This is a genomic window from Butyricicoccus sp. AF35-5AC, assembly GCF_003477715.1.
Taxonomy (GTDB): Bacteria; Bacillota; Clostridia; order Oscillospirales; family Butyricicoccaceae; genus Agathobaculum; species Agathobaculum butyriciproducens.
The window spans coordinates 245,239-257,758 of record NZ_QUDX01000003.1 but is presented as its reverse complement, the minus strand read 5'-3'; the positions used below and the strand labels follow the sequence as shown (position 1 = coordinate 257,758).

Below are 12,520 nucleotides of genomic sequence, written 5' to 3'. Positions count from 1 at the left end.
ATCGCCGTGAAACATATTTTCAAGAGAGAACTGGCGGCCTTCCTCGCCGCTGCGGCAGTGCTCGGCGGTATCCTCGCCGGTGCGACCCATTATCTCACACCGCAGCAGCATGATTACGGCTCGGTCTGGGGCATGTACGAACAGGAGCAGACGGATTCGATCGATGTGCTGTTCTTCGGCTCGTCCGTCACCTACTGCGATGTGGTACCTGCCGTATACTGGGAAAATTCCGGTCTGACCGCCTTTGTGCAGGCCGGACCCGAGCAGCCGCTTCCGCTGACACTGGATTACTTAAAGGAAAGCCTGCGCACGCAGTCACCCAAAGCGGTTTTCGTGGAGTGCACCGGTATAGCGTTCCACCAATACATGGGCTTCACCAAGACCAACATCGGTCAGATGCCGTGGGGCATCAATCGTCTGCACGCGACCTTTTTTAATGCCGAACCCGAGGTCCGCAAGGGACTGCTGTTTCCGCTGTACTTCTATCACGACCGCTGGACGACCCTCAAGAGCGAGGACGTGCAGCCGTACACCGAGGATATGCTGGCCGGCTACACCTTTCTGTCCGGCGGCACGGACAAGGGTCCGGACGACTGCGAAACGGTTGATATTGCCCCGGAGGACTGGGCACGCAACATGGATGCCCTCGAAGATATTTACGCGCTCTGCCGCAGGAACAATATTCAGCTGGTGCTGTACCGTGCTCCGACAAAGCGTCTGCACGACGCTGACTGGGACAGGCTGACCGCGCAGTTTGACGGACGCGAGGGTGTATCGACACTGAATTGCAGCGACTACACCGCGCAGATTGCCGCAGATCCGGAAAGCGACTTCTACGACTCACTGCATTACAACTGTGTCGGTGCGGAGAAATTCAGTGCGTTTCTCGCGGACTGGACGAAGAACAATCTCTCGATCTCGCCGGATGAACCGCAGGATACCGTGCTGTGGACGGCACGCCTGCAGCATTTCCGTGATTTAACGGCAAATCCGCCACAGGAGGACACAAGCGCATAACAAAAAGGGACTGCTGCACAGGTTTTATCCTTGTGCAGCAGTCCTTTGCTTATGCGCTTATTTCCAGAAATCAGTTTCTTCCTTGATGCCGATGTTCTTCGCATGAAATACCGGATTCTCACCGCGCTTGCGGCTTGCGACGTAATCGTTCAGGCACCTGATGGCCGTGCCGCCAAGAATCAGGATGGTCGGCACGTTGACTACGACGATCATACCCTGCAGCATATCCGCAGTATCCCAGACCAGACCGGCGTTTGCAATCGCACCGATGAACACGATGGCCGTAGCAAACAGGCGGAAGAGGAGCAGCTCATGCTTTTTGATGCTGCGATGCAGGATGAACTCCAGACAGCCCTCGCAGTATGAGTAGTTGCCGAGCAGCGTGGTGAACGCGAACAGCATCATCGCCACAGCAAGGAACACCGGACCTGCCGTACCGAGCGTGGATGCGATAGCATTCTGTACATAAACCGCACCGGCGATTTCCTCGGTCGGAACAACGCTGGTGGACAGACACATGAACGCCGTTGCCGTACAGATGAGCAGCGTGTCGATGAATACGGACAGCATCTGCACCAGACCCTGCTTGGCCGGATGGGAAACAGATGCGGTTGCGGCTGCATTCGGTGCAGAGCCCATACCTGCTTCGTTCGAGTACAGACCGCGCTTCACGCCGTACATGATGCAGCTGCCGGAGAAGCCGCCCATCACGGACTGGAAGTCAAATGCGTTGCGGAAGATGGACGCAAACATGCCCGGTACATTCCTGATGTTCAGGCAGATAATGAGCAGCGAAACCAGTACATACAGGATACCCATGAACGGAACAAGGATTTCGGTGATGCTTGCCAGACGCTTTGCGCCGCCGAGTACCATTACGCCGAACAGGAACGCCAGAATGACGCCGATGAACGCCGGCGTGATAACCGGATGGTAGAACTTGAACACCGAGAATGTGGACTGCAGATTGTACGCCGCCAGCATGTTATAGCCGACTGCGTAGATCAGGATGATGAGCACCGAGAAGATGACACCTATCCAGCGCTTGCCGAGTGCATCGCGCATGTAGTACGCAGGACCGCCGTAGCAGCTGCCGTCCGGTGCACGCTTTTTGTAAATCTGCGCGAGCGTAGACTCGATGAAGGCGGTTGCACCGCCGAGCAGTGCGGTTACCCACATCCAGAAGATAGCGCCCGGTCCGCCGAGGCAGATTGCCGTGGATACACCGATGATGTTGCCCGTGCCGACACGCGACGCGGTGGAGATCATGAGTGCGCCGAACGAGGAAATGCTTCCCTCGCTTTCCGGCTTCTCCATGATGACCCTGCACGCATCCCTGAACAGACGAATCTGGATGAACTTGCATCGGAACGTGAAGTAAATGCCGCTGACTACCAGAAACAACGGCACAAACCATGGCTGATACAGCACGCCTGATATTGCTGCGATAACGGAGTTGATCGTTTCCAACATAATTTCTATTCCCTTTCCAAAGTACTTCCGTTACCGGTTGTAGTCAACCGGTAACATTTATTTATTATTATACAGGAATCCGACAAACTTCTCAAGTACAAGTTATGCCTTAACAAAATAAGTGTTCCAGCACCCACGCAAACGCCTTTGCCGTGCGGCGGTCCGGCTGCTGAAAGTGCCCGCCGCTGTTCCATTCCAGTGTGCAGCTTACGTTTTTCTCCTGCAGGAGCGCATACGCCGCCCGCATGCGGTCGCCGACGGTGGACATCACCGGATTGCGCGTTTTTTCCTCGCGGTTGCCCAGGCTGAGATAGACGGCAGCGCTGTGCAGATCATGCGCCTGCATATACTCCAGAAATTCCGGAAACCACAGAGACGGCGAGGCTGCCGCAATGCCGGAAAAACGGTCGGTCCGGTATGCACTCCACAGGGCAAACAGCCCTGCCATTGAGTATCCGCCGATGATGTATCGTCTGTCTGCGTCCTCACACAGCGGCATGATTTCGCGGAGCAGTGCTGCAGCACCGTCCCCGAAGTCCTCATGACCGAAAACCGCCGGTGCGCACCACGGAGACAGGTCATCGTTCCAGCTTTCAACCTTGACAGCAATCAAACGGAACGGCTGTGCAGTCAGCCGCTTGATCTCACGAATTTCGTTCTCGATGGCCGGCAGGTCGTGGTCCCCAACCGGCTGCAGCAGCACGTTTTTCGCATTCGGCTCGCCGTATTCATAAATTCTCATGCAATCCCCTTCTTCTATGCATTTTTCGCACTGATTTTACCACAAAATGCACCGCACCGTCAAATTTGCAGCGATTGACAATCTGCGTCCGCAACGGTATGATAGATGCAAAGAGTAAAAGGAGTTTCCGCTATGGGAAAATATATACTGGCGCTCGATCAGGGCACAACAAGCTCACGAGCGATCTTATTTGACAGCGAACAGAATATTCTCGCCATCCGGCAGCATGAGCTGACCCAGCACTATCCGCACGAGGGCTGGGTCGAGCAGGACCCGATGGAAATCTGGTCCACGCAGTATGCGGCTATGCTCGAGGTGCTGTCGGCAGCCGATGTTTCTCCGGCCGATGTGGCGGGCATCGGCATCACCAACCAGCGCGAGACGACCATCCTGTGGGATAAAAATACCGGACGGCCGATTCACAACGCTATCGTCTGGCAGTGCCGCCGCACAGCGGATATTGTGGACAGGCTGGTGCAGGACGGTCTGTCCGGGCACATCCGCCGCACGACCGGTCTGGTTCCGGATGCGTATTTTTCGGGCACCAAGATCAAGTGGCTGCTCGACCATGTGGAGGGCGCACGAGAGAAGGCCGAGCGCGGGGAAATCCTGTTCGGCACGGTGGATTCCTGGCTGGTGTGGAAGCTGACCGGCGGCAAGGTGCACATCACGGACGCGACCAATGCCGCACGCACGATGATCTTCGACATTCACCGTCTGGACTGGGACGATACCCTGCTCCACGCGCTCGATATTCCCCGGGCGATGCTGCCGCGCGTGTGCTCCTCAAGCGAAGTATACGGCTATGTTTCCCTGCCGGGCGGCGATATTCCGATTGCAGGCATTGCAGGCGACCAGCAGGCGGCTCTGTTCGGTCAGACCTGCTTTGCGGCAGGCGATGCGAAAAACACCTACGGCACGGGCTGTTTTCTGCTGATGAACACCGGAACCGCGGCCTGCGAGAGCGAAAACGGCCTGCTGACCACCATCGGCATTCAAATCAGCGGAGAGACGCAGTACGCGCTCGAGGGCAGCGTGTTTGTCGGCGGTGCCGTCATTCAGTGGCTGCGGGATGAGATGCGCTTTTTCTCCGAGAGTCGTGATGCGGAATACTACGCGGACAAGGTGAAGGACACCGGCGGCGTGTACCTCGTGCCCGCATTCACCGGTCTGGGTGCGCCGCACTGGGATATGTACGCACGCGGCTGCCTCATCGGTCTGACACGCGGCACAACCCGCGAGCACATTATTCGCGCCGCACAGGAGTCCATCGCCTATCAGGTGAACGACCTGCTGACCGCCATGAAGCGCGATACGGGCGTTTCCCTTTCCTCCCTCTCGGTGGACGGCGGTGCCAGCCGCGACAGCTTCCTGATGCAGTTCCAGAGCGATATTTCGGACTGCACGATTCGCCGTCCGGTCATCCGCGAAACGACCGCGCTCGGCGCATGCTATCTCGCCGGACTCGCGACCGGTATGTGGCACAGCCGCGAGGAGCTGAAGCAGCTCTGGCTGTGCGATACACTGTACGCGCCCTCGATGGACGAGAATAAACGCCGCAAGCTGCTCTCCGGCTGGGATAAGGCGGTTGGACGGTCGCTTGATTGGGCGGAGCATTAAAAAAACAGCACAAACAAACCCGAAGTACAGGCGCAAAACCTGCACTTCGGGTTTTGTATTTCAGTATGCTTTAATCATTTGCCTGAATCCACGCGGGCAGCTGCTCGATGTTCAGCTGCACATCCAGATTGGGAAACAGCGCATAATCCTGAAATACAATGTTAAGGCAACACCGCACAATTAAAGCTGCGGCGCTTTGCGGAAATTTCGCGCCCTGACTTTGTTGCGATTTCACGGTAATACGTCAAGTATTACCGCAAAACCGCGCCTCGTCAGTACGCAAAATTTACTCGCAAATCGCTCTTGTCCAATTATGCGGTATTGCCTTAAATCCGCGTTTCCCCATCGGCGTATATGTGATATCCTGTCCGTTATAGCGGATGGAGCCACTGTCCGCGTCGATAATGCTGAGGATCAGGTTGAGCAGCGTGGTTTTGCCGCAGCCGGACGGACCGAGAATGGAGACAATTTCATCGTCCTCAATACGCAGCGAAATATCTTTCAGCACCTCTGTGCCGTCGAATGCTTTGCGAATATGCTCCAGTTCTAACATAAACTGTTGTACTCCCTTCTTGTTTTCAACGGTTTCCATTGTGACCGGATAATCGGTGCCGCTTCTATCGCCTGCGCATCAAGTTTTTATTATAATTCTGTAAATCGAGGTCGGGAAATGTAAAGTAAAAATCCTCCGTAAAACGGAGGATTTTTACAACACTCATCTTATATAGAATGATATAGGATTTATTTCCGCAGAAAATACACCAGACACGGTCGTCCGCCGGTGCGATAATCCATCTCACTGCCAATAACCTGCTGTTCAGTCAGGTAATTCATATACCGGCGCACAGTGACAACTGACAAGCCAACATGCGATGCGATCTCATCACTGGTATGCCGTGTATCCGGTGCAGCCCGCAGATATGCCTCAATGCGCGAAAGCGTCTGACTCTGCAAACCTTTTGGCGGCGTGACAGGCTGTGTCGGCACCGCAGCCTGAAACAGCGTATGATCGAGCGCCTCCTGACTGAAGCTGTCGCGCTGCACGCTCTCTCTCCGGCGGCAGAACACGTCCAGCGCCTGCCGGAACCGCTCATATGCGAATGGTTTGACCAGATAATCCACTGCACCCAGTCGCGCGGCATCGTTGACCGTTTTTGCGTCATTCGCCGAAGTGACCATGATGACATCCGCGTCCACACCTTCTGCGCGAAGCTGCAGCAGCAGCTCGGTGCCGCTCATCTGCGGCATGTAAACATCTAAAATAATCAGGTCGATCGGGTTGCGCTGCAGCCAAAACAGCGCCGGATGCGCCGCTGAAAACGTCTGCACGACGGCAAACCGGCTGTCCTGCTCGATATACCGGCGGTTGAGCCGTGTAATCATCGGATCGTCCTCAATAATAACCGTTGTGTACATCGGATTTCCTCCTTACTGCTGTCCGTTTGCGGATTCCGCAACCGTAATGATGAACGAGCTGCCGATTCCCGGCTCGGATTCGACGCGAATCGTTCCGTGAAACGCGTCCACGGTCTCCTTGACGAGTGACAGACCGGTGCCTCTGCCCTCGCCCTTGGTGGAAAAGCCGCGCTCGAAAATGCGGTCCAGCTTATCGGCAGCAATGCCTGCACCGCTGTCGTCCACGCTGATGAGCATGCCATGCTCGCCCTCGCGAATGCTGACCGTCACTTCCTTCTGTGCGTTTTCCGGTGCATCCCGCAGTGCGTCAAACGCATTCTCAGTCAGGTTTCCAAGAATGGTGATCAGACTGCTCGCCGGAAGATACTGTCCGTCTCCATGCAGCTCACTCGCCGGGTCGAGCACAAACCGGATGCCCAGCTCTGCCGCACGATACGCCTTGCCGATCAGCAGCGCCGCAACCGACGGCTCCCGAATACGCTCAGAAATATAGCCGATCGAGTGTGCGCGCGTCTGCGTTAAATGCAGCACATAGTCCTCCGCCTGCTTGTCCTCGCCCAGCTGTAACAGACCGAGAATCACATGCAGCTTGTTGGTAAACTCATGCGTATACGCCCGCAGCGCACCGACAATGTGCTGCACGCCGGTCAAATCCTGCGCCAGTCGTGTAACCTCGGTCCGGTTGCGGAAAATAGCAATCACACCTTCGATTTTTCCATCGCGCCAGAGCGGCATACGGTCGGAAATGACCGAAACGTGCTTGATGGACTCCAGACTGATGTTGTACTCGCTTTTTCCGGTCTGCAGCACGCGCGCCATCGTCGAGCGCGGATAGACCGTCTGTAACGGCTGACCGAGTGCATCTTTCACCTTGATCTTGAGGATATCCGCTGCCGCACGGTTCATATAGGTGATCATGCTGTGTTCGTCGATCGCCATCAGACCCTCATCCAATGCATCCAGAATATCCATGCGCTGCAGAAACAGCTGACGGAACGCGTCCGGCTCATAGCCCAGCAGTTCCCGCTTGACCCGCTTAGAAAACCGCACGCTGAGCAGACTGCCGATGCCGAGCGCAAACAGCGTGATGAGCAGATAGGACAGCAGCACGCGCAGCACCGTCCGATGGTAGGAGCGCAGATACAGCCCTGCCATGACGATGCCGGCTGCCTGTCCGTTTTCATCGCGCACGACGGCATACGCACAGCGGTCGGCACCGTTCGGCATCTCGTCGCTCGTGAACACCGTTTTTTCCTCGCTGCACAATCGGCTGACGGTATCTGCCCGCAAGGCCGGCAGCACGGATACGTCTCCCGCACCGGAGGCAAGGTCGTAAAATGCGGTCGGCTTGCCCTCCATATCATACACACCGAGCATATCCACTTCAGATACACGCTGTACGGTCCGCGCCAAATACCGCTGTGCGTTATCTGCCCGAATATCCCCGGTCAGCAGCGGCGCGTCTGCCGCCATCTGCGCCGCATTGGACAGCAGCTGGTCACGCGTCCGGACCTCCTGATGCAGCTCAATCCCCAGACAGACCGACATTGCAAGCAGCAGCACAATCGTGATGCACTGCACCAGCATCCGACGCACCTGCCTGTGCAGCGAGCCGGAGGAACGCGCATTTGTCAAATTCATCCACTCCTTTTAAGAAGATACTTTATATCATAGCACACTGGTCAACATTCATCAAATCCCATCGGCAATTTTTCTGCAAACCCGTCAATTTGCGCGGGTTTATTTTTTTTAGTTTCGTAAGCTTGCGCAAACCTCGACAGTTTTTTACAATAGGCACCGCAAAACAAAAACGAAACACGAGGTGATGCCCTTTGGGTGAAATCAAAGCGGAATTGAATGCCGAACTGCAAACCCATATTGCGTTCGAGATTCCGCTGTTCGGCGGAATACCGGTTCCGGAATCCGCTGTGGTAAGCTGGGCAATCATAGCAGTGCTGACCCTGCTTGCCATCTGGCTGACGCACGGACTGCGCAAGCGCCCCGGGCGGCGGCAGATCGCCGCAGAACTGCTGGTGGGCTTCATCAACAGCTTCTGCCGCGACACACTGGGCGACCGATACTGGCGCACCTTCGCCCCGTACCTCGGCACGGTAGGTCTGTATCTTGCGCTGGCGAACATGGCCGGTCTGTTCGGCGTAACGCCGCCGACCAAAGACCTGAACGTTACCGCCGGTCTGGCGATCATGAGCGCACTGCTGATCTACGGCGCGCAGTTCCGTTTCCACGGTCTGCGCGGCGGACTGAAAAAGTTCAGCGAACCGGTTGCAGTCGTCACGCCGCTCAACATTATGGAGATCGGCATTCGGCCTTTGTCGCTCTGCATGCGACTGTTCGGCAACATTTTCGCCGGATTCGTCATCATGGAGCTGGTCAAAATGGCCGTTCCGGTCGTTGTGCCCATCCCGCTGAGCCTGTATTTCGATGTATTCGACGGTATGATACAGGCAATCGTATTTGTATTCCTGACAACACTTTTTCTGTCGGAATCGCTTGAGTAACCACTGTTTTATCTGAGAAAGGACCACAAAAATGAGTATTGCTATTGGTGCAGCTATCGCAGTTATGACCGGCATCGGCGCCGGTCTCGGTATCGGCTATGCAACCGCGAAATCCTCGGAAGCCATTGCACGTCAGCCGGAGGCCTCCGGCCAGATCAGCAAAAACCTGATCCTCGGCTGTGCACTGGCCGAGGCAACCGCCATCTACGGTTTTCTGATCGGTATCCTGCTTATCTTCATGAATTGATCGGGGTGAGATCGAATGATCCTCAATCTAAATTCGCAGATTATCTGGGTGTTTGTTGATCTGCTCATCCTGTTCGTGCTGATGAAGAAATTCCTGTTCGGCCCCATTACCCAAATGCTCGATGACCGTGCGCAGCAGGTGTCGGACACGCTCGATCAGGCGGACAAACGTCTCGCCGAGGCTGAGCAGCAGCAGAACGCGCACGCCGCACAGCTTGCTTCCGCAAAGCAGGAGGCCGCACAGATCATCGAGGATGCCCGCGCACGCGGTCAGCAGGAGTACGATCGTCTTGTCGCAGAGGCGCAGACCGCTGTGCAGCGACTCGATGAGCAGGCTGCCCGCCGTCGGGAATCCGAGCGGGCGCAGATGCTCCGTGACGCGAAAAAGGAGATTACCGCTCTCGTTCTGCTGACCACCGCCAAGGTATCCCGGCAGAAGCTGAACAGCGACACCGACCGCGCCATGATCGACGATTTTCTGCGTGAAGAAACGGAGGCCGCACGATGAGCTCGACCGCCGTACAGTATGCCGGTGCACTGCGCCATACCGGCTGCACGCTGAGCGATCTGCAGCACACCGCCGATTATCTGACCGATTGTGCGCCGTTATGGGACGCGCTGTGCTCGCCTGCCGTTTGTGCGCGGGAGAAAAAGGCTGTGCTGTCCCGCCTGCCCGATTTTGATGCGATGGGCGAGCTGAAGCACTTCTATCTGCTGCTGGCGGACAAAAACCGCTTTGCGCTCCTGCCGGAGATCGTCCGGCAGTTTCGTCTGCTTGAGCTGCGCGACAGCGGCGAGGGCCTGTGCGTATTTCGCTGTGCCCGCGAACCGGATGATGAATCGCTGCGTTCGCTTGCCAAACTGCTGTGCGCACGACACAGTTATTGTGCGGTTACGTTTGAAATCGTGCAGGACGACACGCTGCTCGGCGGCTTTACTGCCGAAATCGACGGCGTAACCTACGATAAAAGCGTGCGCGGACAGCTTCGCGCACTGGCGCATGACCTGTAAAGGGGTGAAAACCATTGAACCATTCAGATGAGATTTTATCTATTCTCCGCGAGGAGATTGAACAATATGACAACCGCACGCGCTGCGACGAAACCGGCACGGTCATCGAGGTCGGCGACGGTATCGCCACCGTTTACGGTCTAAACCGCGCCGTCTACGGCGAACTGGTGCAGTTTGACACCGGTGTGCACGGCATCGTGCTCGACCTTAAACGCGACAGCGTCGGCGTGGTACTGCTCGGCAGCGAGGACGGCCTGCATGAAGGCTCGGCGGTCTCCCGCACCGGACGTGCGGCTGATGTTCCGGTCGGCGATGCGATGATCGGCCGCACGGTCAATGCCCTCGGTGAACCGATTGACGGCCTTGGACCGATTGAAACGACCGAGCGCCGTCCGATCGAGCGAGAGGCTTCGGGTGTTGTATCGCGTGAGCCGGTAAACCAGCCGATGCAGACCGGCATCCTTGCCATTGACGCGATGGTGCCGATCGGACGCGGTCAGCGTGAGCTGATCATCGGCGACCGTCAGACCGGCAAGACCTCCATCGCCATCGACACTATCCTGAACCAGAAGGGTCAGGACATGATCTGCATTTACGTTGCCATTGGCCAGAAGGCATCCACAGTGGCGCGTCTGCGCGGCACGCTCGAGAAATACGGCGCACTCGATTACAGCATCATCGTTTCTGCCACCGCAGCAGACGGTGCACCGCAGCAGTATATCGCGCCGTATGCCGGTGCTGCTATCGGCGAGTATTTCATGAGTCAGGGGCGCGATGTACTCATCGTCTACGACGATCTGTCCAAACACGCAGTCGCTTACCGCACGCTGTCGCTGCTGCTGCGCCGCTCTCCTGGCCGTGAGGCTTATCCGGGCGATGTATTCTATCTGCATTCCCGTCTGCTCGAGCGTGCCTGCCGCCTGACACCGGAGTACGGCGGCGGCTCAATGACCGCTCTTCCCATTATCGAAACGCTGGCAGGCGATGTGTCCGCCTATATTCCGACCAACGTTATTTCCATCACCGACGGCCAGATTTATCTGGAAAATGACCTGTTCTTTGCCGGTCAGCGTCCGGCGATCAACGTTGGCCTGTCGGTATCGCGTGTCGGCGGTGCGGCACAGACCAAGGCTATCAAGAAAACCGCCGGTACCCTGCGTATCGATCTTGCCCGCTTCCGCGAGCTGGAGGTATTCACCCAGTTCAGCTCGGATCTGGACAAGGACACTCAGCAGGCCCTCGAGCACGGCAAACGCCTGATGGAAATCCTCAAGCAGCCGCTGTGTCACCCGATGCCGGTATGGCGGCAGGCGGTTATCCTGTATGCTGCGACCAACGGTCTGCTGAGCGATGTTCCGCTCGACCGGGTACGCGATTTTGTGCAGAAATTTGCCGACAGCCTGCCCAATTCCCTGCTGACAGAGATTCAGTCCACCGTCACCCTGACCGGCACGGCTGCCGAGCAGATCCGGGAGGCCCTGAAAACCTATAAAGATCAGGTGAGCGCAGCATGGCAGGCATAAAGGAGATCCGCACCCGCATTGACAGTGTGCAGCAAACACTCAAGATCACAAACGCGATGTACCTGATCTCGTCCTCCAAGCTGCGCAAGGCAAGGCAGCAGCTGAACAATGTGCAGCCGTATTTTCTCAAGATCAGCTCCACGATTGCCGATATTCTGCACCATTCCCCTGAAATCGAGCATATTTATTTCGACAAGCGGCCCGAGGTCAAGCGCCGCAAGTCCGGCTACATCGTTATCACGGGCGACAAGGGACTGGCCGGTGCGTATAATCACAATGTGCTGCGTCTGGCCGAGAAGCATCTTGCGCAGGAGGACGATCCAACGCTGTTCCTCATCGGTCAGATGGGCCGCGCGTACTTCGCCGAACGCGACATTCGCGTAGACGGCGAGTTCATGTTCACCGTGCAGGACCCGACGATTGCCCGTGCGCGGGACATTGCGGATATTTTCATCCGTCTGTTCCGCGAAGGTCAGCTCGACGACGTGTATGTTGTCTACACCGAAATGGTAACGCCTATGCGGCTTGAGCCGCGCGTGCAGAAGCTGCTGCCGCTCGACATTGACGCATTCCCATGGGAGCCGCGTCCGAGTGAACACGGACCGTATCATCAGATGGTGCAGTATGTGCCCTCGGCAGACCGCGTACTCGAGCATCTGGTACCCGGCTACGTCAAGGGTGAGCTGTTCGGCGCGCTGGTCGAGTCCTTCTGTGCCGAGCAGAATGCCCGCATGACAGCAATGGACTCCGCGACCGACAACGCACGCGATATGCTCAAATCGCTGTCGCTGCACTACAACCGCGCACGGCAGTCCGCCATCACGCAGGAGATCACCGAGATCGTCGGCGGCACACAGGGCAACGCCGCGGAAACACCGCAGCCCCGCCGTCCGATTCCGACGCGGACCGTCCGCTTTCTCGCAGACGGCAGACGCGCATAGAAAGTGAGGAAA

Annotated in this window: 13 protein-coding genes; 8 read left to right on the top strand and 5 right to left on the bottom strand. The window is 56.9% G+C overall.

All coding sequences use genetic code 11. The features are described 5' to 3' along the window. Positions 1-6 precede the first annotated feature (6 nt). Positions 7-1,017, top strand: coding sequence for a hypothetical protein (locus tag DWZ82_RS06425; RefSeq protein ID WP_118479603.1), 1,011 nt, complete (start codon positions 7-9; stop codon positions 1,015-1,017). 57 nt (positions 1,018-1,074) lie between these two features. Here the strand turns inward: DWZ82_RS06425 and DWZ82_RS06420 are convergent, their stop codons facing one another. Next, positions 1,075-2,490 (bottom strand): alanine/glycine:cation symporter family protein, encoded by a 1,416-nt coding sequence (locus tag DWZ82_RS06420; protein ID WP_118479601.1) that lies wholly within the window; start codon positions 2,488-2,490, stop codon positions 1,075-1,077. Positions 2,491-2,599: 109 nt separating this feature from the next. Beyond that, the gene (locus DWZ82_RS06415; RefSeq protein WP_118479599.1) at positions 2,600-3,232 is read right to left on the bottom strand and encodes an alpha/beta hydrolase-fold protein; all 633 of its coding nucleotides are present in this window, start codon (positions 3,230-3,232) and stop codon (positions 2,600-2,602) included. A 132-nt stretch (positions 3,233-3,364) separates the two neighbouring features. Between DWZ82_RS06415 and glpK the strand changes: the two genes are divergently transcribed. Then, a complete protein-coding gene (glpK, locus tag DWZ82_RS06410) occupies positions 3,365-4,852 on the top strand; it encodes a glycerol kinase GlpK (RefSeq protein WP_118479597.1) in 1,488 nt (495 codons plus the stop codon). 286 nt (positions 4,853-5,138) lie between these two features. Here glpK and DWZ82_RS15565 read toward each other — a convergent pair whose 3' ends face one another. The 3 genes from DWZ82_RS15565 to DWZ82_RS06395 all read right to left on the bottom strand — a co-directional run bounded on the left by DWZ82_RS15565 (position 5,139) and on the right by DWZ82_RS06395 (position 7,909). Next, complete coding sequence (locus tag DWZ82_RS15565; protein WP_118479697.1) at positions 5,139-5,405, bottom strand: ATP-binding cassette domain-containing protein; 267 nt, start codon at positions 5,403-5,405, stop codon at positions 5,139-5,141. Between the two features lie 188 nt (positions 5,406-5,593). Beyond that, entirely contained in the window at positions 5,594-6,268 is a 675-nt protein-coding gene (locus DWZ82_RS06400) for a response regulator (RefSeq protein WP_118479595.1), read from the bottom strand. 12 nt (positions 6,269-6,280) lie between these two features. Continuing rightward, complete coding sequence (locus tag DWZ82_RS06395) at positions 6,281-7,909, bottom strand: sensor histidine kinase (RefSeq protein ID WP_118479593.1); 1,629 nt, start codon at positions 7,907-7,909, stop codon at positions 6,281-6,283. Between the two features lie 191 nt (positions 7,910-8,100). On the opposite strand from DWZ82_RS06395, the gene DWZ82_RS06390 reads away from it, so the two are divergent. From DWZ82_RS06390 to atpG, 6 genes are read left to right on the top strand one after another with little or no spacing between them, the layout of a single operon-like run. Then, positions 8,101-8,787, top strand: a complete 687-nt coding sequence (locus DWZ82_RS06390) for a F0F1 ATP synthase subunit A (RefSeq protein WP_118479591.1) — start codon at positions 8,101-8,103, stop codon at positions 8,785-8,787. A gap of 31 nt (positions 8,788-8,818) precedes the next feature. Next, entirely contained in the window at positions 8,819-9,034 is a 216-nt protein-coding gene (gene atpE, locus DWZ82_RS06385) for an ATP synthase F0 subunit C (protein ID WP_110436420.1), read from the top strand. A 15-nt stretch (positions 9,035-9,049) separates the two neighbouring features. Further along, positions 9,050-9,541, top strand: coding sequence for a F0F1 ATP synthase subunit B (gene atpF / locus DWZ82_RS06380; RefSeq protein WP_118479589.1), 492 nt, complete (start codon positions 9,050-9,052; stop codon positions 9,539-9,541). Continuing rightward, positions 9,538-10,044, top strand: a complete 507-nt coding sequence (locus DWZ82_RS06375; protein ID WP_118479587.1) for a F0F1 ATP synthase subunit delta — start codon at positions 9,538-9,540, stop codon at positions 10,042-10,044. The genes atpF and DWZ82_RS06375 overlap by 4 nt, the downstream gene beginning before the upstream one ends. Before the next feature lie 14 nt (positions 10,045-10,058). Beyond that, entirely contained in the window at positions 10,059-11,567 is a 1,509-nt protein-coding gene (gene atpA, locus DWZ82_RS06370; RefSeq protein ID WP_118479585.1) for a F0F1 ATP synthase subunit alpha, read from the top strand. After that, positions 11,555-12,508 (top strand): ATP synthase F1 subunit gamma, encoded by a 954-nt coding sequence (gene atpG / locus DWZ82_RS06365; RefSeq protein WP_118479583.1) that lies wholly within the window; start codon positions 11,555-11,557, stop codon positions 12,506-12,508. Before atpA ends, atpG begins: the two co-directional genes overlap by 13 nt. Positions 12,509-12,520 lie beyond the last annotated feature (12 nt).